Source organism: Rhodococcus sp. NJ-530 (genome assembly GCF_003860625.1).
Classification (GTDB): Bacteria; Actinomycetota; Actinomycetes; order Mycobacteriales; family Mycobacteriaceae; genus Rhodococcus_F; species Rhodococcus_F qingshengii.
In genome coordinates, this window is sequence record NZ_CP034152.1 from 1,581,531 (window position 1) to 1,605,880 (window position 24,350).

The following is a 24,350-nucleotide window of genomic DNA, read 5'->3' on the forward strand; positions in this document are numbered from 1 at the left end:
TGGGTGTCCATATTCAGTTCACACGCCGTTTACTATTGTCCGGTGTTGATAGACAGTTGGTCCCAACGAGGGGGCGCACCCGGACAGTCGGACCGTTCGTGGTCGAGTTCTCACCGACTCCTTCTGATCGGCACAGCAGCATTGACCGTGCTGGTCCTGGGCGTGCAGGCGTTCGCGTCGTACAAGGGCTATCTCGGTCCGGTGGAAAGCCTGTTTGGTGACTACTTCCTCGTTCCCCGCTCCGCGACCATGCCTTGGGTGGGCCTCGCTCTCGCGCTCGTCGGACTGAACAACAAAGAACGCATCTACGCGGTATCCGCGGCCGTCGTGATCGACGTGGTCGTCGGCGCGATCCGCTGGTTCTCGGGTGGACCGCTGACTATGGGCACCGGCGGCACCTGGGTGCTGACGGCCATCGCGGTGTACGCGGTGTGGAAGTTGTCCGGTGAGCGTCGACTCAGCGTTCTGCACGGCGTCGCGCTGGGCGCGTTGCTCATCATCGCGGCCAAGGTTGCCGAGACGTGGCTGGAGATCACCATTCTCGTCGGCACCGACGTGTGGGACGAGTACGTGTTCCTCGCCGACCAGGCTCTCGGGAATCCGTCGTGGGTGATGGGCCAGATCGTCGACGCCATGGGCCCCGTCGGTGCAGCAGCCCTCGACTGGATCTACGTCGAACTGCCGGTCGCGGTGATCGTGGTTGCTCTCTATCAAGTACGTAAGGGATGGCCGTCGCATCACCTGCTGCGCACGTTCCTGCTCATCGGGCTGATCGGCCCGATCTTCTACGTCCTGTTCCCGGTGGTCGGCCCGGTGTTCGCCTTCGGTCCGCGTGGGTTCGGATTCCAGATCGGTGACTACTGGCCGAACATCGTGCCCAACTTCGACTTCGCATCACCGTCGTCGCTGCCGTTCGACGACGCCGCACCGCGAAACTGCATGCCGAGCCTGCACACCGCGTGGGCGGTCGCATTGTTTATCCACTCGCGCAGCGGGCCGTGGTGGATTCGCAGCCTGGGATCGTTCTGGCTCGTTGCGACCCTGACCGCGACGCTCGGTTTCGGATTCCACTACGGCGTCGACCTCATTGCCGGTGCCGTCCTGTGCTTGACCCTCGATGCGGCGCTACGGGATCCGGAGCGAGGCTGGGGGTGGTTCCGAGTGCGTCTGTTGATCGGTGGCTCGGCACTCCTGGCGGGATTGTTGCTCTCGTACCGGTTCGCTGCGGTGCAGATGGCCGAGTACCCGGCGATCTTCGGGCCGCTGCTGATGGCTGTCCTGGTTCTCATGTCGGTGGCGTACTTCGCCACCTTCTTCGCCCGCCCCGGCACTGCTCTTGCGGTGTGGGGCGAGCGCGACGGCGAGTGGGATGCCGTTACAGGAGAGAGTCCGGGTCTTCCAGCTCGTTGATCTTCATGAGGTCGTCCTCTTCGCGCTGTTCGCGGTAGGCGACTCGGCCGACGCTGTGCGCGATCACGGGCGCCGTCAGCAGCGTGAAGATGCCCACCAGGACCAACATCCAGATGTCGACGCTCCCACGAAGCAGGAACACGGCGCCCATCAGGACCAAGATCAGTCCGACCACCTGAGGTTTCGTGGCCGCGTGCATACGACGCAGAGTGTCGGGGAAGCGAACGATTCCCACCGCGGCGGTCAGCGCGAGCAGCGCGCCGAGGAAGATGGAGATGGCCCCGATCGTGTCGAGGATGTTGCCGATCACTGGTCACTCACCCGGAAGCGCGCGACGGACACCGAACCGATGAAGCCGACCAGCGCCAGCGCGACGATCGCGGGAACGATGGTCGTGTCTTTGCTGTACGCGGCCCAGACCGCGAGTCCACACATCGAGACCGCGATGATCGTGTCCAGGGCGACGAGGCGGTCGAGTGAGCTCGGACCGTCGAGCAATCGGAACGTGGTCAGTACGGCGGCGATCAGCAGAATCACTCCGGAAATGATCAAGATCGTGGTGATGAACCCGTTCATGGTTGGTCCTCCTGCCGGGGTGCATCGAATTCGTAGTCGCGCTGGTGCCATGGGCTGGGTTGCCAGTCCGAATCACGTTCGAACGACGCGATGAACAACCGCTCGAGGTCCTCCACCGAGCGGTAGAACGCGCTGACGGCTTTCTGCGAGCCGACGTCGAGCACGTGGACGTAGACGATGCGTCGGTTCTGGTCGATCTCGAGAACCATCGTGCCGGGGATCAGGTTGAGAACGTCGATGCACAGCGTGAGAACCAGGTCGGACTTGATCCCGAGTTGGTACCGCAGAACTCCGGTGACCGGCGGCGGCGACGGACGGATCGCCAGCCACGCGACCTGGATACTCGACTGGATCGCGTAGTACACGATCATCCACAGCAGACGCAGAATCGACAGCAGATGTACCCGACCCTCGACCGGTACGCGGGGGAGGGGAAGCAGGACCATGATGATCAGGCCGACGGCGAGTCCGCCGAAGATGTTGCCGAAACTGATGTTGCCCCACAACAGGATCCATACGACCATCAGCCACAGCAGGATCCCGACGCGGAGTACCTGTTCGCGTTTCATCGCGGAGCCTCCTCGGTATTCGGGACGTCGGTGTTCGGGGCCTCGGTATTCGGGACATCGGTACTGGGAGCTACAGCAGGGTCGTCTGCAGCGACGGGAGCTTCGTCGACCGGCACGGGCCGGTGGTTGCCGAGAACCGCGTCGATGTAGATGGACCGGTCCTGCAGGTCCTTCGCCGCTCTGTCGCTGATGTCGATGATCCGGCCCGCGAACACCGTCAGTGCCAGACCGACGATGACAAGTCCGACCGTCGGAATCAGCATGAAGAGCGGAATCTTGCCGACATCCTCGCGGTCGACGAACGCGATGTCCTCTTCGGACTCGTCGATCAACGCTGACGGGCTGACGTCGGCGAGGTCACCTTCGGGCGCGTCGGCCCGGGCTCGCCAGAAAGCCTTGGTCCACACGCGGGCGACGGCGTAGAGCGTCAGCAAGCTGGTGATCGTGCCGCCGGCAACGAGGATCCAAGCCAACGCGCTGGCGTCGGCCGCACCGGCCTGAAGGAGCGCGACCTTGCCGATGAAGCCCGAGAACGGCGGGATACCACCGAGATTCAGCGCCGGGATCAGGAAGACGATCGCGAGGATCGGGCTGGCCGCCGCCAGACCGCCGAGACGGCGCAGCGACGACGACCCGGCTTGTCGTTCGATCAGACCCACGACGAGGAAGAGCGTCGTCTGCACGATGATGTGGTGGGCGACGTAGTAGATCGCGCCGGACAGCCCGGACGTCGTGGACAGTGCGATACCGAAGATCATGTAACCGATATGGCTGACCAGTGTGAACGAGAGCAGACGTTTGATGTCGCTCTGCGCGATGGCACCCATGATGCCGACCACCATCGTGAGCAGGCCGCACACCATCAGTACGTTGTCGAGTTCTCCTTGCGGGAACAGCAGTGAGTGTGCGCGGATGATCGCGTACACACCGACCTTGGTGAGCAACCCGGCGAAGACGGCGGTGATCGGTGCGGGCGCGGTCGGATACGAGTCCGGTAGCCACGCGGACAGCGGGAAAACCGCGGCCTTGATGCCGAACGCCACGAGCAGGACAGCGAAGATGGCGGTTCGTGTGCCCGGCGGAATGTTGTCGAAGCGCAGGGCCATGTCGGCCATGTTGAGGGTGCCGGTCGCCGCGTAGGCGAAGGCGATGCCCGCCAGGAAGATCAGCGAGGACACCATCGAGACCATCACGTACGAGACGCCGGCCCGGACGCGGTCGGCGCTGGCACCGAGCGTCAGGAGCACGAAACTCGCGGCGAGCAGAACCTCGAACCCGACGTAGAGGTTGAAGAGGTCACCGGCGAGGAACGCGTTGGAGATTCCGGCAGTCAATGCGAGATAGGTCGGCAGGAAGATCGAGACCGGCTGGGCCTCGCTGCCGTCGCGAATACCCTGACCGATCGCGTAGATCATGACGGCGAGCAACACCACCGACGAGACCACGAGCATCATCGCCGAGAGACGGTCGACCACGAGTGTGATGCCGATGGGGGAGTCCCAGCCGCCGACCTGAACGGCCGTCGTACCGTCGCGGTCGGCGAGGTAGAGCAGCAAGCCCGACACCGCGACGACGCCGACGAGCGCGATCAGTGTGATCACGCGCTGGAAACGAGGACGTCGGCCGACGACCAGCGTCGCAGCTGCGGCCAGCATCGGGATCAAGACGGGCAGGGGCGCAAGGGCTCCCATCAGGTTGTCCGAGATGGTCATGCGCCTCCACCTCCCTCGATCTTGGTCTGGCGAGCGTCTTTGCGCCGCTTCTCGGATTCCTTCTTACGAGCAAGGTCGGTGGCCCAGTCGGGTACCGGTTCGTCCTCGAAGTCGCCGTCGTGGAGGTCGTCGTAGCATTCGATGTCCTCGAGGTTGACCAGTTGTTCGAGGGGAATAGGGTTGCCGTCCTTGTCGAATGCGTCGCCGCCGATGCTCGGGGCACCGGTGACCGGGTCGTCGGAGCGGTCGTGGTCGGGAGCGTCGGCAGGCAGGCGACGCTTGAGAACCTTGGTGTCCTCGGGATCGTCCTCGACGGCGTCGGCGGTGTTGATCTTGTAAGACCGGTACGCCAGTGCCAGAACGAAGCCGGCGATACCCATCGTGATCACGATCGCCGTCAGGATCATGCCCTGGGCGAGCGGATCCGCTATTTCCTCGTGGACCGAATCTCGGCCGACGATGGGCGGATTCCCGTCCGATCCACCGACGGTCAGGATCAAGAGGTTGATGGCGTTGCCGAATAGAAGTAGACCGAGCAGCATCCGAGTGATGCTTCGTTCGATCAGCAGGTAGACACCGGCCGACGTGAGGACGCCGATCAGGATCAGCATTCCGATGTTTGCGCTCATGGTGCTTTCACCTCGATTTCTGCGTCGAGGCGGGCGCCGAGACTTCGGAGTACGTCCAGGACCAGGCCGACCACGATGAGGTAGACGCCCAGGTCGAAGAACAGTGCGGTGACCAGTTTGACGTGGCCGATGAGCGGGAGTGTGAACTCGAAGACGGCGGACGAGAGCGCCGGGGCGCCGAGGAACAGCGACACCAGGGCGGTGCCCGCGGCCAGCGCCAAACCGAGGCCGAGAATCTTGCCCGCGTCGATGGGTACGGCTTCACCGAGTTCGTAGCGTCCGCCGGCGAGGTACCGAAGTACCAGCGCCAGGCCCGCCGTCAGGCCTCCGGCGAAACCGCCACCGGGGGCATTGTGACCGGAGAAGAAGAAGTAGATCGACAACACCATGATGGTCGGGAAGATCAACCTCGTGGTGACCTCGAGAACCAGCGAACGGTGTCGAGGATCGATGAGGTCTCCGCCGCGCAACCACGTCGTGTCCGAGTTGGCAGCTGCCTTGTCGACGATGACGGAGGGGGCGTCCGCGACGCGCGGCGCGATACCGAACCGGCGGTTGCGGAAGACGAGGCTGGCGACGCCTGTCGCAGCTACCAGCAGCACCGAGATCTCACCGAGGGTGTCCCATGCGCGGATGTCGACGAGTAGGACGTTGACGACGTTCTTGCCGTTGCCCAGGTCGTAGGCAGCGTCGGGAAGCAGCTCGTAGATCGGACGAGTGTTTCGGGCATTGGTCGCGAAGGCCGCGATGGTGGTGACGGTGATACCGACGGCGACAGCGAGTGCGGCACGCGGCCACTTGAAGCCGATCGCCTTGCTCTCGTCGACTTCGGCGGGGAACTTCCGGAGCACGAGCACGAAGATCACCAGTGTCAGTGTCTCGACGAGGAACTGGGTCAGCGCGAGGTCGGGTGCGCCGTGCAGCGCGAACAACACGCCGCAGCCGTAGCCGGTGAGTCCGACGAGGATGACGCTGGCGAGTCGGTTGCGCATCAGCGTCGCGGCGATGGCGGCCGAGATCATCATCAGCGCGATAGTGAACTGGATGGGTGAATCCCACATCCGAAGGTCGACTCCGCCGCCATCGGTGTCGATGATCAGCAGGAACAGCGGCACAACGACCAGCGTCGCGAGAATCGTCGACTGTGTGCGGGGGAGCGAACCACGCTGAGTGGCACCGGTCAGGCGCATCGAGATGGTGTCCATGCCGCGCAGGGTCGCGTCGTAGATACGGTCGGCGTTGCCGAGCGGCGGGTGCTCGAAGTGCAGTCGGCTGATCTGACGCTGCGCGATGTAGAGCGCGATGCCGCCGGCGATGACGATGCAGGTGAGCAGCAGCGGAGTGTTGAATCCGTGCCACAGCGCGAGGTGGTAGTCGGCGTGAGGTCCGGGGGCCAGTGTGGTGGAGTACGGGGTCAGCAGCTTCTCGAGCTGGGGCGAGAGAATGCCGGCGGCCAGACCGAGAACAGCGAGCAGGCCGGGCGCGAACAGGAACAGCCAACCCGGCTTGTGCATCTTGCTCACGGCTGGGCTGGGCTTGCTCAGGGTCTTACGTCCGAAGGCGCCCCAGATGAAGCGGACGCTGTAGCCGACGGTGAGGATCGAGCCCAACACGATCACCGTGACGACGGCGATGGACGACCAGTGGCCGAGCGCGTTCGTTTCGAGCACCGATTCGAGTGCGGCTTCCTTGCCGACGAATCCGAGTAGCGGTGGCAGACCGGCCATGCTGGCGGCAGCGAGGCTCGCGATGATCGCGAGAGCGGGTGCCGCTTTACCCAGGTGAGCAAGTTTGCGCAGGTCACGGGTACCGGTCGTGTGATCGATGATGCCAACGACCATGAAGAGTGCGGCCTTGAACATCGCGTGCGCCACGACCATCGTCATGCCGGCCAGGGCGGCGTCACGCGTGCCGATGCCGACCAGGACCATCATGAAGCCGAGTTGGCTGACGGTTCCGAAGGCGAGGACGAGTTTGAGGTCGTACGCGCGCATGGCTCGCCAACCGGCGAGGATCATCGACAGCAGACCCAAACTGATGATGGTGATGCGCCACGGCGGCGAATCGGCGTACCCGGGAGCCAGGCGCGCGACGAGGTAGATACCGGCCTTGACCATTGCAGCAGCGTGAAGATAACCGCTGACAGGGGTTGGCGCGGCCATTGCACCGGGAAGCCAGAAGTGCAGGGGCACGATTGCCGATTTGGAGAGCGCACCGATCAGGATCAGGACGATCGCGACGGACGGGAGCCACCCCGTCGGCGGGTTCGCGACCAGTTCGGACAGGTTGTAGCTGCCGCCGACCTGGCCGAGGATGATCATGCCGACCAACATCGCCAGACCACCCGCGGTGGTGACCAGCAGTGCCTGGGTCGCGGCGCGGCGGCTGGTGGCGCGTTCGGCGTAGTGACCCACGAGCAGGAACGACAGGACCGTTGTCAGTTCCCAGAACACGTAGAGAAGCAGCATGTTGTCGCTGGTCACTAGCCCGAACATGGCACCCGCGAAGGCGACCATCTCGGCGGCGAAGATACCGAGTCGAGGTTCGTCGTCGGTGAAATAGCGGGCGCAGTAGACCAGGATGAGCGTGCCGACACCCAGGACGAGCACGGCCATGATGGCCGAAAGCGCGTCGAACCTGAAGTCGATGTCCATCGACAGCCCTGGAACCCAGGTGATGTGCAGCGTCTCGACGGTGCCCCATTTGTCGATGACCCAGCCGAGGCCGGCGAGGGGGACTATCGCGAGGGGGAAGAAGCCGTTTCGCCCTAACCTGCGCACCACAAGCGGAGCCAAGAGGGCGGCAACGGCATGGGCAAGCAAGATAGCGAGCAAAAGGCACTCCGTCGTGTTGTCAGCGGGCGGCGGGGTGTCCGAACAAAATCGAACCTATCGGATTAACGAGACAATTCACCTTGTCGGAGAGGTTGTCTTTGCGTACATATTACCGGGCGTGGCAGTTTCGATGTGCAGCGAGTCGATTCGGACATCATCGGCACTCGCTGATACACGTAGGTTGGACGACGTGAATTCGTCGACACCCACCACGATCATCCGTACCGCTGCCCTTGCACACATTCGTGACCGCAAGCTGATCCAGACCCGCTCCGTGGGCAAGACGGCGTTCTACATGGCCGGCGGAAAGATCGACCCGGGGGAGACGCCCGAGCAGGCACTGCACCGCGAAATTCGGGAGGAACTCGACGTCGATCTGGTCGACGGGACGGTCACGTTCCTCGACGTCTTCGAGGCTCACGCTTTCGGACATTCCGCGGACACGGGCCTGCACATGAGTTGTTATCTGGCGGAGATGGCCGGAGACCCGCACCCGACCAGCGAGATCGCCGAGTTCCGCTACTTCACGCTCGCCGAGTACGCAGCGATGGACGAGGTGGCGCCCGGATCGCTCAAAGTGTTCCATCGCCTGGCGTCGATGGATCTGATCGACTGATCGGCGGAGGAACGGATCGATTGATCCGCCCCAATCGGAGACTCACGTAGGCGCAGACGGCCACGATGATCAGCGCCACGGCGTCGAGTATCAGAATGTCGGTCGAGATTTCGAACGGGCCGACCGTCGTGATGCCGTTGAAGGGCTTGTTCTCGTCGAGCGGCGTGTACGCCGTCCATCCGTAGTCGAACTGCGGATAGACGAGCAGGGCCAGCGCCGTCGGGCCGAAGATGACACCGAGTCCGACGAGTGCTCGCGACGCTCCGGTCCGCGGTGGCTCTCGGTACATCGCGCTGGCGATCGCGTATGTGACGACCGCAGCGGTGAAGGCGACAAGAAGATCGCTGATCGTGAGAACGTCACCGATCTTCGGCGACGGCGACGTGGCGTAGCTGACGATCCCGGCGACCGTGACCGTCAGGAGCAATCCGTAGCCGACGACTCGCGAGGGAGCGATCGCGCCGATCGCTGCCGCGGCGACGATGACGAGTCCGATCACGACGGCGGTGGAGGCGGGGGTTTTCGACCATTCCATGGCTTCGGTTGCGGGACGGTTCGCCGAGACCGCCGCCAGAGTTGCGACGGCAGCGGTACACATCAGCAGGATTCGACTGCCGTCGCCCAGCACCCGCGCGCAGATCACCGTGATCACCAGCGCGACGAGTAGTAGAGGCACCGCCGCCGTGACGGTGGTGATCTCGAACCACCAATTCGCCGCGACCCCGAAGAGAGTGAGCACCGCCGCGATAGTCACCGGTCGAACGGCCATCCGTTCCTTGGGGTGGTCCTTGTCGAAGTCGTGGAACCAGAACGCGGCGACGCAGGCGGCGGCCAAAGCGAGCGCGAGCAGTGTTGCCCCCAACACTGGTGGTTGAAACTGGTTGGTGTTGTCGGCGATGTAGTCCGCGTACCGCCGAGGAATAGCGTCTTCGTCGAGGAGTGAATCCGAGACATGCACGGCAACAATCGTTCCCGCGACGGAAGCGGCTCGGACCCGGGGAGCGGCAGCAACCGTGACCGCGCCGACAGCGACTCCCGCACCCACGGGTGAGAGTGCCTCGAAGTTGTGATCGTAGAGCCCGGGCAGTTCGAGTAGGAGTCCACCGAAGACCGTCATGGCCGCGGTCCGCAAGCGGCAGCGGGCCATCATCGCGGCTGTCCCGACCGCGACGACAGCCAGAACGCCGGCGCCGATCGTCGAGATCGACCAGAACCTGTCGCCCGTCGAAATCGACGTCGACTGGCTGTTCACGAACGGTGCCAAGGCGACGACGGTGACGACGAATGCCGTCACACCACTCAGCGCGACGAGCAGCGTCCTGCGGGCGATGGGCACTGCTCCAAAATAGTCAATCCGGTACCAGTTGCACCGCAATAGCAGGTCTCAGTCCGGTGACGGTGTGTCAGTCGACTGGCTCCGGTTCGATCCGAGAATCCGTGGTGTCGACGGGCGGGTGGGATCGTCGAAGGATCGCTGCACCGCAGAAGCCGATGATCAAGGCGAAGAGGATTGCAGTGCCGACGGTCTGAGGGGTGACGTAGTCGATGGTGATTCCTATGCCGCGTCCGAATAGTCCTCCGTCGGCGCTGACGTGCGCCGGGACGGGAAGTTCCATCAATCGCTGAATGTCTGCCGCTGTCAACTCTGGCGGCGCGGTGAGCTGATCGGTGAGAATCGCGATCGACGAGAAGGTCATCGCGGCAAAGGGAATGGCGAGTCCGAGTGTGGCGTCGACCAGGCTGCCGGGAGCAAGGGCACCGAACAGCAATCCGGCGGCGAGGCCCAGTGCGGCGATCTTCAGTGCGATTGACCAGACACCGTGCGCGGAGTCGAAGGGCAGTAGTTCTGACAGCGGTACCGCAACGAGAACGGCGATGGGAACGAGGTTTGGCACCTGCTTGTGCAGTCGCAATCCGACGGCGACCGGCAGGGCTGCGAAAAGCACCAGTACCCAGGGGGACTTCAGGTCTCCCCAGTGGCCGGAACCCTTCGCGATGTCGACGAACAGCGGAGCCGACGCAGCGGCCAGCGCGGTTGCGGCCCAGAGGAACTTGCCACCAGCACCGGAGGTGTCGCCGAGACGGTAGGCGGCGATCCATGTCAACGCGAGCGCAGCGCCCGCTGCCAAGACCATGACGATCCAGGCAGTTGCCTCGGACGCGTACTGCTGGCGATCGATCACGGCGCCGAGCACTCGATGCCCGATCGCCAGCGCGGCGATCACCACGAGCGCGATGCGGATTTCGCCCGCGTCGGGCTTGCGGATCCGGAAGCCGGATTGCGCGGTCACTGCACAGGCGATTGCTGCTGCGGCCGTGGCGCCGATCAGCCACCACGACGGCTCACCTACCGAAGACGTACTCATCCGGCCCGTCCCGCCGGCGAACGTGCGAACCGCGAGGAAGGCGGCAAGCACGCCGAGGAGGGTGGCGTTCTTCGTGGCGGTGCGATCCCAACTGACGGCAACCACACAACCCAGAATCGCCCCGGCTGCAACACTTTTGACGATGATCACGGCGATCAGCAGGTCCAGTGAGGCAACCTCGGGCACGACTGCCCGAATGATCGCGATGACGGCGACCCCGACGGTGATCGCGATCCAGGCTGCCCGACGGGAGCCGCGACGCTGTGAGAGTGCGCAGGCAAGCACGGCAACCACGGCGCCGAGCCCGACAGCGGTGGGTCCACTGCTGATCCAGCGATCTACTTCCGACGGAGAGGCCACGATGGCCCAGTCACGGAGAACCGGATTGGTCAGGGCCAGCGCCGCGAGTATCCCGGACAGGAGCGCAGCGACGGTGGTGAGGATCGCTCGAAGATCGAGTGGCATCGGGCCAACCTATCGCGGCGCCGCAACATCGGTCGTGGGCGGCGTGAGTGCCGGAAACCAGATGTCGGTGAGAACGTCTGCTGCGACGTCCGCACCCGCGGTGATCGCGCCCTGTTCCGCCCAGCGAATGAAGAAGCGCTCGACCTGTGTCAGCAGGAGTTCGACCCGGAGTTTCGCCTCGTCGTGTCGATTCTGCGGCCAACGGGCGAGGTACGACGGCATCGCGTTGGGCAGTGCGGAGATGCCTTCGCGGGCCAGTGTGCGGAACTCGGGTTCGAGGACCATGGCCTCGTCCCACGCCCGCATCATGTGGTGGTGATCGCGGCACCAGTCGAGAGCGCGGTTGATCCAGCCGGCGAATTCTTCGCGCGAACCGGAATCGAGTACGTGGTCGAGATCCTGGAATATGGCGAGGGTGCTGGATACGACGGTGTTCGAGCCGAGCGCCTTGAGGATGTCGATCTTTCCGGGAAAGTGCAGGTAGAAGGTGGCTCGGCTGCAACCGACCCGGCCGGCGATGTCCTCGACGGTGACAGCCGCGTATCCGCGTTCGGTGAAGAGCGCGCCGGCGGCATCCACGAGGTCTGCGCGGGTTCGCTGCTTCTGCTTCTCTCGCAGCGTCAGTCTGCCGGAGGTATCTGTCATTACCAGGATCCTAGTGCCGCGGGGGCTCTCACGGGTCAATTGCACGAGACTCTCCGTCTTTCACTTGACAGTCCGTTAGTGAAAGCTACTCTGTGGTGTAGCGCACATTCGACCGATCAGAGGACGCCATGACCATCTCGGACACAACACGCACGCCTGACCTGCCGGCCGGATTCGACGTCACCGATCCTGCTGTCCTCGGGGAGCGGATCCCTTTCGAGGAATTCGCCGAACTGCGTCGCAACGCACCCGTGTGGTGGTGTGAGCAGCCGCCGACGGTCGGTGGATTCCAGGACGAGGGCTACTGGGTGGTCTCGCGTCACGCTGACGTCAAAGAGGTCAGCCAGCGCAGCGATGTGTTCTCGAGCTGGGAGAACACCGCGATCGCGCGTTTCGCCGACGACATGCCACGTGAGGCCGTCGAGATGCTCCGGCATCTTCTGCTCAACAAGGATGCACCGGAGCACACCAAGCTCCGCAAGCTGATTTCGAAGCTGTTCACGCCTCGCGCGATCAACGGCATGCGCGACGAATTGGATCGTCGTGCACGGAGCATCGTCGACACCGCTGTGAGCGAAGGCCCGGGCGACTTCGTGAAGCAGGTTGCCAGCGAGCTGCCGCTCCAGGCGATCGCGGATCTGATCGGTGTACCGCAGGACGATCGAGACAAGCTGTTCAAGTGGTCCAACGAGATGATGGGCTACGACGACCCGGAATACCAGGGTGATCCGGCAGTCGCGTCCACCGAGGTCCTCGGATACGCGTACCAAATGGCAGACGCACGTCGTACCTGCCCGGCAGACGACATCGTCACCACTCTGGTCCAGGCCGACATCGACGGCGACTCCTTGAGCCCGGAGGAGTTCGGGTTCTTCGTGCTCATCCTGGCGGTCGCAGGGAACGAGACCACTCGCAACGCCATCACGCACGGAATGATCGCGTTCCTGGACAACCCCGAGCAGTGGGAGCTGTACAAGAAGGAACGTCCCAAGACGACGGCCGACGAGATCGTCCGTTGGGCGACACCCGTCACCGCCTTCCAGCGCACCGCGCTCGAGGACACGGAATTGGCAGGAGTGTCGATCAAGAAGGGGCAGCGCGTGGTGATGCTGTACAGCTCCGCGAACTTCGACGAGGACGTCTTCGAGAACCCGATGACGTTCGACATCACTCGTAACCCCAATCCGCACTTGGGCTTCGGCGGAACGGGCGCGCACTTCTGCATCGGTGCCAACCTCGCTCGTATGGAGATCGACTTGATGTTCAACGCGATCGCCGACAACGTCCCGGACATCACCAAGATCGGTGATCCGCGCCGTCTGCGCTCGGGTTGGATCAACGGCATCAAGGAGTTCCAGGTCGATTACAAGAGCACAGGCTGCCCGGTCGCTCACTAGAGTCGGTAGGTGAGAGGTACACCCCACGATCTCGAGGAGCCACCGCATGACTTCGATCAACGACAAGGCAACTGCTCTATTGGCGTTGCACCAGCCAGGTAATCCGGTCATTCTCCCGACGGTATGGGACGCGTGGTCGGCGAATCTTGCGGTGGCTGCCGGTTTTGCAGCCCTGACGGTAGGCAGTCATCCGGTTTCCGATTCCATCGGCAAGCCGGACAACGAGGGCATCACCTTCGACGAACTTCTGCACCGGATCAAGCAGATCACCGGTGCGGTCGACGCCCCGATCTCGGTGGACATCGAGGGTGGTTACGGGCTCGAGCCGGCAGTTCTCATCGACGGGTTGATCGATGCCGGCGCTGTCGGACTCAACATCGAGGACACCGTTCACAGTGAAGGCGGACGCTTGCGCGAGGCGCAGGAGCACGCCGACTTCGTGGGTGGGCTTCGTCAGGCCGCCGACGCAGCCGGAGTTCACGTTGTCGTCAACGCGCGCACCGACCTGTTCGTGAAGCAGGTCGGTGACGAGGCCGATCGCGTCGATCGCGCCATCGCACGCCTCAAGCTGGCGGCCGACGCCGGCGCCGACGTTCTCTACCCCGTCGGGCGGCATGACGACGCGACCCAGCGCCGCCTGACGTCCGAACTTCCACTTCCGATCAATGCGATCGGAATCCCGGACCAGGACGATCCGGCAAGTTTCGGGCCGCTCGGAGTGGCACGTGTGAGCTTCGGTCCGTTCTTCCAGATGGCATTGGCCAACCGTGCGAACGAGATCTTGGGACGCTGGAAGTAAGAATGCAGACACTGATGTCGCCCGGCCCGCTTCTCGACGATGGCGGACATTTGGTCGAGACGGGTTGGGCCCCATCGGAGATTCGCAAGTATCGACGCTCTGCGATCACCGCTCCCAAGTTCCGGATCAAGGAGTGGGACTACTACTGCGTTCTCACTGCGGATTACGGCATCGCGCTGACCGTCGCCGACAACGGGTACATGGGCTTGCTCGGAGTCTCCTGGCTCGATTTCCGAACACCACACGAGATCACCGAAAACGTGATGCTGCCGTTCCCGATGGGAAGGCTCGGTCTGCCCGAAAGCGCGGACGACGGTGATGTGGTGGTGTCGAAAGGTAAAGCTCGCTTCGGGTTTCGCCATGTGGACGGTGGGCGCCACCTGATTGTCGACTACCCGGCTTTCGACGGTGGGCGAGGTCTTCATGCCGATTTGTTCCTGGCGAGTCCTGCCGATGACCGGATGGTGATCGCCACACCGTTTCCGAAGGCGTCCCGTTCGTTTTACTACAACCAGAAGATCAACTGCCTGCCCGCTGCCGGGACCGTGCGAATCGGGAGCGACGACTTCACATTTCGCTCGGAGGACTCGTTCGGCGTTCTCGATTGGGGCAGGGGAGTCTGGACTTACGACAACACCTGGTACTGGGGTTCTGCATCCGGACTGGTGAACGGCGAGCGGTTCGGATTCAACATCGGGTACGGCTTCGGCGATACTACGGCGGCCAGCGAGAACATCGTGTTTGTCGGAGGGCGGGCACACAAACTGGACAGGATCGACTTCGGCATCCCGCAGGGAACGTACGACGGCGCTCCGTGGAACTTCTCGAGCAACGATGGTCGCTTCGAGATGACTTTCGAGCCGATCATCGACCGTGCCGCGACTTTCGACGTCGGGGTGCTGCGTTCGATTCAGCATCAGGTGTTCGGAAAGTTCTCCGGCACAGTAATCCTCGACGACGGTACCTCCGTGGTGGTTCGAGATCTCCTCGGATTTGCCGAGGAGGTTCGGAACCGCTGGTAGGCCGTACGTCTCCGCGAAGATGGCGGAACGCAGCATGAGCACCGGGGCATGATCGTGCCCCGGTGCTCACGTCTTCAGTTGTCGCGATTCACGCCGCGGTGGGCGGACTGTTCCCGCCGATCGGCCGCTGATACGGATCGATCGACATCGGTGGATAGAACACCGTTTTCCGATCCGGGCCGATCTCCACCCGCCACTCCGTGTGATGCAGCGTCCGATGATGATGACCACACAACAAGACCAGATTATCGAGATCCGTTGGGCCACCATCGTTCCAGTGAACAATATGATGGGCATCGCACCACCCCGACGGCGTCCCGCACCCGGGAAACGCACACCCGCCATCCCGAACCGCCAACGCCCGCCGCTGGGGTACCGTCGCGGTCCTTGCTTCTTTGCCGCAGTCGAGCGGAACCCCGTTCTCATCCAACAAAATCCGCGTCACGGTGCAGTCGCAGGCCAACATCCGTGCGGTATCGATACTGATCGGACCTACCCAATCCGCCCACGCGAAACCCAGTTCCTGAGTCGACGGCAGGAGGTCTTTCAACGCTTTGAGGTCGGTCATGTCTTTCGCCGACGCTGTCACCGTGATGTGCGGTTTCACTCCGCCTTCGATCGGACCCAACCCCGCCCGCTCGTACCGCCGCAGTAGTTCGCAGAACCCGTCCGCCCGTCGTAGCGCCGGCGTGCGGGTGTCCTTGACGCCGTCCTTCTCCGGCGTCGGCGCAGACAGGCTCGACAGCAACGTGATCAGACGCGCCCCGTTCACCGCATCCAAATCACCCTTCACGGTCACCCGCCCGTACAAGCCTTTCGAGGCGTAGAACTCGTTACGCTCCGAATCCTCGCCGACCGGGACGCCGTCTTCGCGTTTGCCGTACTGCTTCTCGATCCGCCGGATCGCTGCCCGCACCGCATCACAATCCGTGATGTTCTTCGACGCCAACCCCAACAGAATCCCGCGGGCCTTGTCCACATCCGCCAGGGTCATGTTCTTCGGCGGATGCTGACAAAACGACGCCACCTGACGGGCTTTCAACGCATCCACGTCACCACGATGGAATGCATCCGCGACAACAGGTTCGAGCATCAACAACCGCGCCAACCCGACCAGCAGGCTGCACTCACCGATCTCCAGATTCGTCGAACCATGCAACCACTGCGCGATCACCCGAAAACCCTTCCCGCCAAGAACCTCACGGGAAAACATCTCCACGATCAACAACACCATCCGCGACTGCAACTCGTGCCGGACACGCACCAGATCCAGAACCTCACCCTTGAGGCCCTCACCATCCAACTGCCACGCATCCCGACTGTCCATGCTCAAAGTCTAATCGAACAAAGTTTCGAACACAAGACTTGTATCTCGAAAACTGTTCCTATGCAATAATTTTCGACAATTCCGATTTTTGGGACTTTTCGGATCTTCATTCGATTTGCGGCAGGCAATCTCGACTGCCTCATTGCATGGACTCTGCTGACGCCGAGCGCTCGGCATACATTCCGGCTTCATGTTGACGTGGACGAGGGCACTTGGACGCGTGGCCGCGCATGGGCTCTGTCGATTGCATTGGTTGCCTTGCCGTACTACCGCGACACGAACGAGCAGATCACGGCCTGGGCGAAACATGCGATCGCTCAGGTCGTTGACGACATCCGCACTGAACCCTGAGACCACCTGCGCCGTCTCCGGTTTCGCAACAATCCTTGGAACTCGAGCAGAGAAGGTTATCGGCCTTTGTCCACGGCGTTCGGCGACCGATCAGCCGATCGCGCTCAGGTCCCCGTACACCGTCCGGCCCTCCAGGACGGTGGCGAGCACCGTGATGTCGGCCAGCTCGGCCGGCTCGACGTCGAGGGGATTTGCCGACAGCACAACAAGATCCGCGTAGGCACCGGGAAAGATGGACCCGATGTGATCTTCGCTGAACAGCTGCCACGCGGCGTTGGCCGTATGGGCGCGCACGGCGGCGTCCACGGGGATCCGTTCCTGGGGTGCCACGACGCGGCCGCTGGGCGAAAGCCTGGTGACGGCGTCCTGCATGTTTCGTAGCGGATTGGCGGGGGTGACGGGTCCGTCGTTGTGGAAGGTGAACCGTTGCCCGGCTGCCAGCGCAGAACCTGCTGCGGCCCAGACGGATCCGTATTCGGGGCCGAACAGGTCATCCACCAGAACGTCACCCCAGTAGTGCAGGTGGTCGATGAAGATGCTGACCGTGACGCCCAGTTCCGCCGCGCGGACGAACTGATCCGGACGCATCGCGCCGACGTGTTCGAGACGCAACCGGTGATCGGGCCGGGGGTGCTCCTTCAGAAGTCGTTCCCACGCGTCGAGAACCATGGTGATCGCGTCGTCGCCGTGGGCGTGGCACGCCATCTGCCACCCCTTGGCGAAGTAAGCGGAACTGATGTCGTGGATCTGTTCGCCGGTGTAGTTGGCATGCCCGTGCGTGCAGGCGATCCCGAGCGCACGGGTGGCTTCGGTATCGAGATACGGGAAACTGGTGGCGATGTTGCCGACCCACGGCGAACCGTCGGACCAGACCTTGATGCCGATCTGGCGCACCAGGTCGTTTCCGTCGCCCGGTGACGCCTCGGTAGTGCGCGCGTCGTTGGACATCTCGTAGAGCCGCAGACGGGTGGTGAGCAGTCCGGCGTCAGCTATCGCGGCCAGGGCTGGCCGCATCTTGGGGTCGAACGACAATTCGGCGATGGTGGTGATTCCCGCGGCGTTCAGCCGGGCGCATTCGGCCGCCACCAGTGCGGGGAAGTCGTCACCGATGGTGACTGCGTGGCCCGCGACTGCAAACACCGCAGGCATTTCGTACGCGGCTCCGTCGAGTGCGCCCGTCGCGTCGTGGCCGTACGATCCGCCGATCGGATCGGGGGTATCGCGGGTGATGCCGGCCTGCACTGCTGCCGCCGTGTTGAAATACGCGACGTGTCCCGAGTTGTGCATGATCACGAGGGGGTACTCCGGCGCTACGGAGTCCAGCCAGTCGATGGTCGGGTCGGGTAGGCCCTTCTGCAGCAATGGGTCCCAACCGTTCAGAGAAGCGCCGGCAGCACCTCGCGAACGAACAGTGTCGACGACGGCAGCAACTACGGCGTCCGCCTCGGCGATCGTGACAGGCCGGATGTCGACGACGTCAGGCCCGAGCACGATGGCTTCTTCCAAAGGGTGACCGTGTGGCTCGATGAACCCCGGCAGAACAGTGGCACCTCCGACGTCGACGACGCGGGTATCCGGCCCCACCAGTTCCTCGACGTCCGTGCGCGCGCCGACGGCTGTGATCCGGCCGCCCGTCACGGCGAGCGCCTGGGCGCGTGGTGCTTCCTCGTGCATGGTCACGATGTCGCCGTACAGAACCAGATCAGCAGCCATGGTCAGTCCTTATCGGTTGTCCGCGTACGCCTGTAGGTGTGCCACCTGCTCGGGATCGAGTGAGGGACGTACCTTCTCACGGGCGGTTGCCACGTCCGCGGCCGTCACGTCGGCCGCGTCCATGCTCCGACGCATGGCGGCGAGTGCAGCCTCACGCAGGAGAGCCGAGCAGTCTGCTGCCGAGTATCCCTCGAGATCGACGGCCAGAATGTCCAAATCGACATCTTCGGCGAGCGGTACCGACTTGCCGGAAGCACGCAGAATCGCTTTGCGGGCCTCCGCATCCGGCGGCGGTACGAATACGAGACGTTCGAGTCTGCCGGGGCGCAGAAGAGCCGGGTCGATCAGATCCGGTCGGTTGGTGGCGCCCAACACCACGACGTCGCGTAGCGGTTCGACGCCGTCGAGTTCGGTCAGCAACGCGGCTACGACGCGATCCGACACCCCGGAGTCGGAACTTTGACCACGACGCGGGGCAAGGGCGTCGATTTCGTCGAGGAAGATCAACGAGGGCGCCGAATCGCGTGCGCGCTGGAACAACTCGCGTACGGCCTTTTCGGAGGCGCCGACCCACTTGTCCATCAGCTCCGCACCTTTGACGGCGTGGACGCTGAGGTGACCTGAGCTGGCAAGGGCACGAACGAGATACGTCTTACCGCAGCCGGGAGGGCCGTAGAGGAGCACGCCGCGGGGTGGGTCGACACCGAGGCGTGCGAAGGAGTCGGGGTGCTGTAGCGGCCACAGCACCGCTTCGGTGAGGGCCTGTTTGGTTTCGACCATGTCGCCGACGTCGTCGAGGGTGACGCTGCCGATCGACAGTTCTTCGGTACTCGAACGAGACAGTGGCCGAATCACTTCGAGGGCACCGACAAGATCTTCCTGCGTGATCTCCGGAGAATCACCGGATTTGGACGCCCGCGTCGCCGCTCGCAAGGCAGCTTCACGGCAGAGCGCCGCGAGGTCGGCGACCACGAATCCCGGTGCGCGCGAGGCGATGGCGTCGAGTTCGAGGGTTCCGGTGGGCACGCGGCGGAGCAGGAGTTCGAGCAACGCCTTGCGGGTTGCGCCGTCGGGCAGGGTAAGTGCGAGTTCTCGATCGCAGAGATCCTGTCCGCGAAGGCGCGCGTCGACGGTCTCCGGATGGGCGGAGGTCGCGACGAATGCCACGCCCGGGGTTGCGACGGCGCTGCGCAGTTGTTCGAGGATCAGTGCGGATACCGGTTCCGCGGTGGCCGGAAGCAGAGCGTCGATGTCACTGATCAGCAGTACGCCACCGCCGCGCACGGCAGCAACGGCGTCGACGATTCGCTGCAGGCGGGTATTCGCCTCGGTGGCACCGACTCCCGGGCCGTCGAGTTCGACAAGTTTGCGCGAGGACAGGACCGAGCGGGCCAACGTGGCTTTGCCCACGCCGGCGGGGCCCGTGATGAGGACGCCGAGGTGCGGGGAGGCGCCGAGCGTACGGAGCAGTTCTGGTTCGTCGAGTGCCAGGCCGAGCCACTCGGTCAGCTTGGCTGCCTGCGCTTGCGCGCCGACGAGGTGATCCAGCGGAACCGACGGTGCAGGCTCGATCGCGACGGCGGCCGGACTGGAAACAAGCGCACTCGGTGTCAGTGTGCCCGCCGAGCCGGAACCCCAGTTGACTGCCGAATTCGGCTGGACGCTGACCGGACCACCGGCAGGTTCGACGGCCGTGACGGTGAGCAGTTCGGATGTCCACGCGACGCCGAAGGTACGGGAAAGCGCTTGGGTGGCTTCGGAAGTGCTCGTACCCGGACCGAGATCGCGGGGGAGGAGCGAGACCGTGTCGCCGACGCTGACGACCTTGCCCAGAAGGGCTTGTCGCAGAACCGTCGAGCTGATCGAATTTGTCGCCATGGACGAGCCGGTGACGGAGACGGATCGCGCTCCGTACACCGTCACCGGACCGACCACGACGGATGAGTTCTCGGTCAGGCCGACGTTCGACATGGTGACGTCGTCGAGAAGGATCGTGCCTGCCGGGGTTCCGGTGGGCGCACGGCCCGCGACGGTCGCGGTGCCGCGGGCTCCCATGAGTGCGATGGCATCCCATTCGCGGATGCCCAACGCCGCCAACGCTTCGGGGTGCAAGCGCACTACCCCGCGGCGTAGGTCGGCGGCAGAGGTGTTGAGTCGAACGGTGAGGGCGAGTTCCGGCGAAGTCACCTCTCGAGAGTACGTCGTGGACTAGCGGGGTCGCCGCAATCCGAGACGAGCGGCCGAGCGGCGACCACCGACGTTGGGTTGGCGTCGGATCGCGCGGCGTTCGGAAGGCTTGATGTCCCAGGTTTCGGGACGTGCTGCCACCCACCGCTTCGAGTGCACGGCAAACGGGATGTGCACCAGGTAGATCGCGATGAGAACGATCAGCAGGATGTACGGGTAGGTGATGAGTGCGGCCGCAGCCAACGTCACCAGGACGAGCAGGCCGGCCGCCATGTGCGGCGGCACGGATACCGACTTCATCGCCAGCGTCGGGATGCGGCTGACGATCAGTGCAGCCGAGAAGAGCGTCCACACGATGACGACGAAGTGCGAAGACCACCAGCCGTCACCCCACTGAGCCGTCGCGGCCAGGGGAGTGAGGGCGATGAGTGCGCCGGCCGGAGCCGGCACGCCGACGAAGTACTCACGTGCGTACGCGGGGACGTCGTCGTCGTCGAGCAGAGTGTTGAAACGGGCGAGTCGCAACACGATGCTGACCGCGTAGATCAACGCGATGATCCAGCCGATGCTGGTGCCGTCCAGCAAGGTCACGTATAGGACCAGGGCCGGGGCGACGCCGAAGGAGATGGAGTCGGCCAGTGAGTCGAGTTCGGCGCCGATCTTGCTGGTGGCGTCGAGCAGTCGCGCGATGCGGCCGTCGAGTGAATCGAGGACGGCAGCGGCGCCGATCATCGCGAGCGAGGTACCGGGTTGTCCGTCGAGAGCGAATTTGACGGCGGACAGCCCGGCGCACAGCGCCAGGATGGTGATGACGGACGGCAGCAACCGCACCGCCTGGGTGCGTTTGGGCATCTTCGCGCCGGGTTGGGCTGCTCCCGGCTTCTTCACGGCTGACTTCATCTTCGGCGTCTTCACGGCAGTTGCGCGATAACTGTTTCAGCACCGATCGTGCGTTGTCCCGGCTCGACCAGGAGTGTGGTTCCGGCGGGGAAGTACGTGTCGACGCGTGAGCCGAAACGGATCAGTCCGTACGTGTCGCCGATCGGCAGGACGTCACCGACACCGGCGTAGCAGACGATGCGGCGCGCGAGCAGTCCCGCGATCTGGACAACCGCAACGTCGTGACCATCGGCGGTTTCGATCAGCATGCTGTTGCGCTCGTTGACCTCGCTGGCGTCGGCGAGATCTGCGGAGAGGAACTTGCCTGCCTGGTGAACGACCTCTTTGACCGTTCCACCGACAGGGCTGCGCTGGACATGCACGTCGAGAACCGACAGGAAGATGCTGACGCGCGGGCGCGGCTCGCTTCCGAGATTGAGCTCGGCGGGCGGAACGGCGTTGTCGACCAACGCCACCTCGCCGTCGGCGGGTGCGACGACGACGCCGATGCGGTTGGGCGGCACCCGGTGCGGGTGACGGAAGAACGTGGCGCATGCGGCGGCGGTGGTCAGACCGGCTCGGCGCACCCACTTACGGTTGCGGCCCAGAGCTGCAACTCCCAGCGGGGCCAGCACGAACGGCAGGCCGGCGGGATGAAGTGGCGGAATCGCATGGCGAACCAGATCGACGATATGTCCGATCCCGGTGGGTTGCGGGGTTCCGGGGGGTGTGGGTCGGCGTGCCACAGGCTCCTCTAACTACTCGGTAGGTCTTCTGCTGGTCGCACTGACAGTACGGGGTGGTAGAGCATCCATAGATTACGTGAACGCCTTCTCTCCTACAGGCTGTAGTGGCATCAAGTACGAGTAGTACCCGACACAGTCGCCGGTGCGTATCGCCAGCGGGAGCGTCGCACCGCTTACTCGGATCACCAGTTGTCGCCCCGGTTGGGCTGCGGCGGCGTCGCGCAGTCGCTGCCGGTCGACCAGTACTCGGAACTTCTCACGGGGATCCGTTCCGCCCGGATCCACCCGGGCACCACCGTCTTCGCCGACGCTGACGACGGCACTGTCCTCGGTGCCGTTGAGCAGGGCGGCAAGGTGGTCGCCGCTCAGTTCGACGGCGTTGTGGTGCTCGCGCAGGATTCGGTGATCGGGGAACTCTCCGTCCTCGATCAGGGGGCTGGACACCTCACCTCCCGGATACGACGCAGTCACCGTGCGCGCGGAGAAAGTCAGCGTCACGACGCCGGCGACGTCGCGCAACAATCGCGCGAAGGTGACGGGAACGACAGCGGACACCGTCAGAGCGGAGTGAACTGTCACCTCGGCGACCGCGAGCCGGAACTGATCAGTGGTGACAAACGCAGCGACGCCGTCGTGAATGTCGAGGTGGACGCCGCGAAGTATCGGGAACTCCGATTCCTCGTTCACGGCGAACAGCACGGCGTCGAGTGCGCGTCGTAGATCCCACGAGTCGATGTCCACGCCGCCGGAGATAGGTAGCGCGTCGATCAGGCGGTGGATTCGTCCCAGTTCGGCCCGGGCGTCGGCGAGACCGTCCTCGAGGTTGCGCAGATGGGCGTCGAGGCACGAATGGGGTTCCGGTCCGGTCAGGACGGCCATCATGTCGCGGATCGGAACACCGACGCGCCGCATACCGGCGATCACGCGTGCGTCGCGGAGTTGGTCGTCGGTGTACCAGCGGTAACCGGTGTGCGGATCGACGGAATGCGGGACGAGCACGCCTTCCTTGTCGTAGAACCGCAGCGCGCTGATCGGGAGCGCCGACGCCCTGGACATCTCGCCGATCGTCAAGAGGGCGGAACTAGTGGTCACGGATCAATTCTGCCCGCAGTCGCTCGATAGCGCCCCTGATCATCCGGCCGTAACCGTCGTCGGCGAGTGTGCCGACCGACGCCTCGGCCTTCGTCAGATGCTCGACGGCCTCGGCGTCGCGTCCGAGTTTGCGGTAGTCGGCAGCCAGGTTGAGGTGCAGCGATGGATAGAAACCGGCGACCTGCAGCGATGCGTGGTGTTCCTGGGCTCGCGCGTCGGTCAACGAATCTGCAGCGTCGAGGGCGCGCAGGTCCCAGCAGAGCTCTTGAGCCGGATCGTCTTGAACGTCGGCCATGTAGTGCGCGAGGGAGACGATGTGGAGCGCATCGGGGGCGGCGCTGATCTCTTCCCACACCTTCTCGAACGCAGAGCGAGCCCCGGCTCGATCGCCGGAGCTCGCCAATTCTTGTGCCTGCGCTATCTGTGTCATCACGGGATCCATGGAACGGATCCTGATGCCTCGACCAGGTCGAGGGTCAAGCAGAGGTGCGTGCAGCCGCCTCGGCCTCGCTCTTCACACGCTTCAAGGTGGCATTCATGCCTTCAACGAGCTCGACCTCGAAGTCGGCGTTTCCGCCCAGGACGGTCTTGACGAGGAACTGCGAGACCTTCGACGTTCCGGTGGGAGCCTCGCGACGCTCGGTCACTTTGGTGCCGGTAGCGGTCGGCTCGAGTTCGTAGGACCAGATCGTGCGGTTCTCCGCGATGCGGAACGCCACCGACTTGTTGGGCTCGAAGCGAACGACCTTCGACGACGTCGGCCAGACCAGCAGGCCCTTGCGGTTGACGTTGATCGTCTTGGCGCCCTCACGCACGGTCCCGCCGATTACCTTCATCACCTTGCACTGGGGGCTCCATTCGCCCATGCGCTGCAGGTCGGCGACGATTGCCCACACGTCCTGCGGTGATGCGTCGATGTCGATGCTTGCTTCGAGGGTGTTGGACACAGTCTCTCCAGTCGAGTTGATGCTACGTAAAGTTACAAACACTTTTGTCGATCGTAAGCGATCCGTCA

The 24,350-nt window shown here is 63.9% G+C and carries 23 protein-coding genes; 6 read left to right on the forward strand and 17 right to left on the reverse strand.

Annotated elements, in window-relative coordinates:
* Window positions 1-42 precede the first annotated feature (42 nt).
* A complete protein-coding gene (locus tag EHW12_RS07370) occupies window positions 43-1,410 on the forward strand; it encodes a phosphatase PAP2 family protein (protein ID WP_003945056.1) in 1,368 nt (455 codons plus the stop codon).
* On the opposite strand, the gene mnhG is transcribed toward EHW12_RS07370, so the two are convergent.
* The 6 genes from mnhG to EHW12_RS07400 are packed head-to-tail and all read right to left on the reverse strand — an operon-like array spanning window position 1,376 to window position 7,730.
* Complete coding sequence (gene mnhG / locus EHW12_RS07375; protein ID WP_085989592.1) at window positions 1,376-1,717, reverse strand: monovalent cation/H(+) antiporter subunit G; 342 nt, start codon at window positions 1,715-1,717, stop codon at window positions 1,376-1,378. The two genes, EHW12_RS07370 and mnhG, sit on opposite strands and share 35 nt — an antisense overlap.
* Window positions 1,717-1,986 carry a monovalent cation/H+ antiporter complex subunit F gene (locus tag EHW12_RS07380; protein WP_003945061.1) on the reverse strand — a complete coding sequence of 90 codons (270 nt, stop codon included), beginning with the start codon at window positions 1,984-1,986 and terminating at the stop codon, window positions 1,717-1,719. Before EHW12_RS07380 ends, mnhG begins: the two co-directional genes overlap by 1 nt.
* The gene (locus EHW12_RS07385; protein ID WP_003945063.1) at window positions 1,983-2,555 is read right to left on the reverse strand and encodes a Na+/H+ antiporter subunit E; all 573 of its coding nucleotides are present in this window, start codon (window positions 2,553-2,555) and stop codon (window positions 1,983-1,985) included. The genes EHW12_RS07380 and EHW12_RS07385 overlap by 4 nt, the downstream gene beginning before the upstream one ends.
* A complete protein-coding gene (locus EHW12_RS07390) occupies window positions 2,552-4,267 on the reverse strand; it encodes a Na+/H+ antiporter subunit D (protein WP_054827818.1) in 1,716 nt (571 codons plus the stop codon). Before EHW12_RS07390 ends, EHW12_RS07385 begins: the two co-directional genes overlap by 4 nt.
* Window positions 4,264-4,896, reverse strand: coding sequence for a Na(+)/H(+) antiporter subunit C (locus EHW12_RS07395; RefSeq protein ID WP_003945054.1), 633 nt, complete (start codon window positions 4,894-4,896; stop codon window positions 4,264-4,266). The genes EHW12_RS07390 and EHW12_RS07395 overlap by 4 nt, the downstream gene beginning before the upstream one ends.
* The gene (locus EHW12_RS07400) at window positions 4,893-7,730 is read right to left on the reverse strand and encodes a Na+/H+ antiporter subunit A (protein WP_007730104.1); all 2,838 of its coding nucleotides are present in this window, start codon (window positions 7,728-7,730) and stop codon (window positions 4,893-4,895) included. Before EHW12_RS07400 ends, EHW12_RS07395 begins: the two co-directional genes overlap by 4 nt.
* 190 nt (window positions 7,731-7,920) lie before the next feature.
* Between EHW12_RS07400 and EHW12_RS07405 the strand changes: the two genes are divergently transcribed.
* Window positions 7,921-8,346 carry an NUDIX domain-containing protein gene (locus EHW12_RS07405; RefSeq protein ID WP_007730102.1) on the forward strand — a complete coding sequence of 142 codons (426 nt, stop codon included), beginning with the start codon at window positions 7,921-7,923 and terminating at the stop codon, window positions 8,344-8,346.
* On the opposite strand, the gene EHW12_RS07410 is transcribed toward EHW12_RS07405, so the two are convergent.
* From EHW12_RS07410 to EHW12_RS07425, 3 genes are all read right to left on the reverse strand, one after another.
* Window positions 8,303-9,682: a hypothetical protein gene (locus EHW12_RS07410; RefSeq protein ID WP_223304380.1), complete on the reverse strand. Its 1,380-nt coding sequence runs from the start codon at window positions 9,680-9,682 to the stop codon at window positions 8,303-8,305. The two genes, EHW12_RS07405 and EHW12_RS07410, sit on opposite strands and share 44 nt — an antisense overlap.
* A 67-nt stretch (window positions 9,683-9,749) precedes the next feature.
* On the reverse strand, window positions 9,750-11,177 hold the full coding sequence (locus tag EHW12_RS07420; RefSeq protein WP_064113522.1) for a hypothetical protein: 1,428 nt from the start codon (window positions 11,175-11,177) through the stop codon (window positions 9,750-9,752).
* A gap of 9 nt (window positions 11,178-11,186) precedes the next feature.
* Window positions 11,187-11,822 carry a TetR/AcrR family transcriptional regulator gene (locus tag EHW12_RS07425; RefSeq protein WP_003945046.1) on the reverse strand — a complete coding sequence of 212 codons (636 nt, stop codon included), beginning with the start codon at window positions 11,820-11,822 and terminating at the stop codon, window positions 11,187-11,189.
* 128 nt (window positions 11,823-11,950) lie between these two features.
* Here EHW12_RS07425 and EHW12_RS07430 point away from each other — a divergent pair, with 128 nt between their 5' ends.
* Genes EHW12_RS07430 through EHW12_RS07440 form a run of 3 tightly spaced genes read left to right on the forward strand, consistent with a single transcriptional unit; the run spans window position 11,951 to window position 15,040 of the window.
* Window positions 11,951-13,219 (forward strand): cytochrome P450, encoded by a 1,269-nt coding sequence (locus tag EHW12_RS07430; protein WP_003945041.1) that lies wholly within the window; start codon window positions 11,951-11,953, stop codon window positions 13,217-13,219.
* 46 nt (window positions 13,220-13,265) lie between these two features.
* Complete coding sequence (locus EHW12_RS07435; protein WP_003945055.1) at window positions 13,266-14,018, forward strand: isocitrate lyase/phosphoenolpyruvate mutase family protein; 753 nt, start codon at window positions 13,266-13,268, stop codon at window positions 14,016-14,018.
* A gap of 2 nt (window positions 14,019-14,020) precedes the next feature.
* Window positions 14,021-15,040: a DUF2804 domain-containing protein gene (locus EHW12_RS07440; protein WP_064113520.1), complete on the forward strand. Its 1,020-nt coding sequence runs from the start codon at window positions 14,021-14,023 to the stop codon at window positions 15,038-15,040.
* Window positions 15,041-15,128: 88 nt separating this feature from the next.
* Here EHW12_RS07440 and EHW12_RS07445 read toward each other — a convergent pair whose 3' ends face one another.
* On the reverse strand, window positions 15,129-16,367 hold the full coding sequence (locus tag EHW12_RS07445) for an HNH endonuclease signature motif containing protein (RefSeq protein ID WP_125050454.1): 1,239 nt from the start codon (window positions 16,365-16,367) through the stop codon (window positions 15,129-15,131).
* 198 nt (window positions 16,368-16,565) lie between these two features.
* Here EHW12_RS07445 and EHW12_RS07450 point away from each other — a divergent pair, with 198 nt between their 5' ends.
* Window positions 16,566-16,718 carry a hypothetical protein gene (locus EHW12_RS07450; protein WP_047268844.1) on the forward strand — a complete coding sequence of 51 codons (153 nt, stop codon included), beginning with the start codon at window positions 16,566-16,568 and terminating at the stop codon, window positions 16,716-16,718.
* A 90-nt stretch (window positions 16,719-16,808) separates the two neighbouring features.
* On the opposite strand, the gene EHW12_RS07455 is transcribed toward EHW12_RS07450, so the two are convergent.
* The 7 genes from EHW12_RS07455 to EHW12_RS07485 all read right to left on the reverse strand — a co-directional run bounded on the left by EHW12_RS07455 (window position 16,809) and on the right by EHW12_RS07485 (window position 24,282).
* Entirely contained in the window at window positions 16,809-18,431 is a 1,623-nt protein-coding gene (locus tag EHW12_RS07455) for an amidohydrolase (RefSeq protein WP_125050455.1), read from the reverse strand.
* A gap of 9 nt (window positions 18,432-18,440) precedes the next feature.
* Window positions 18,441-20,618 (reverse strand): AAA family ATPase, encoded by a 2,178-nt coding sequence (locus EHW12_RS07460; RefSeq protein ID WP_003941536.1) that lies wholly within the window; start codon window positions 20,616-20,618, stop codon window positions 18,441-18,443.
* A 21-nt stretch (window positions 20,619-20,639) separates the two neighbouring features.
* Complete coding sequence (locus EHW12_RS07465; protein WP_029254795.1) at window positions 20,640-21,470, reverse strand: phosphatidylcholine/phosphatidylserine synthase; 831 nt, start codon at window positions 21,468-21,470, stop codon at window positions 20,640-20,642.
* Between the two features lie 59 nt (window positions 21,471-21,529).
* A complete protein-coding gene (locus EHW12_RS07470) occupies window positions 21,530-22,243 on the reverse strand; it encodes a phosphatidylserine decarboxylase (protein ID WP_003941540.1) in 714 nt (237 codons plus the stop codon).
* 72 nt (window positions 22,244-22,315) lie between these two features.
* A complete protein-coding gene (locus EHW12_RS07475; RefSeq protein WP_042450437.1) occupies window positions 22,316-23,335 on the reverse strand; it encodes a MerR family transcriptional regulator in 1,020 nt (339 codons plus the stop codon).
* Window positions 23,325-23,777, reverse strand: a complete 453-nt coding sequence (locus EHW12_RS07480; protein WP_007733713.1) for a hypothetical protein — start codon at window positions 23,775-23,777, stop codon at window positions 23,325-23,327. The genes EHW12_RS07475 and EHW12_RS07480 overlap by 11 nt, the downstream gene beginning before the upstream one ends.
* Before the next feature lie 34 nt (window positions 23,778-23,811).
* Entirely contained in the window at window positions 23,812-24,282 is a 471-nt protein-coding gene (locus tag EHW12_RS07485; RefSeq protein WP_003941500.1) for an SRPBCC family protein, read from the reverse strand.
* Between the last annotated feature and the right edge of the window lie 68 nt (window positions 24,283-24,350).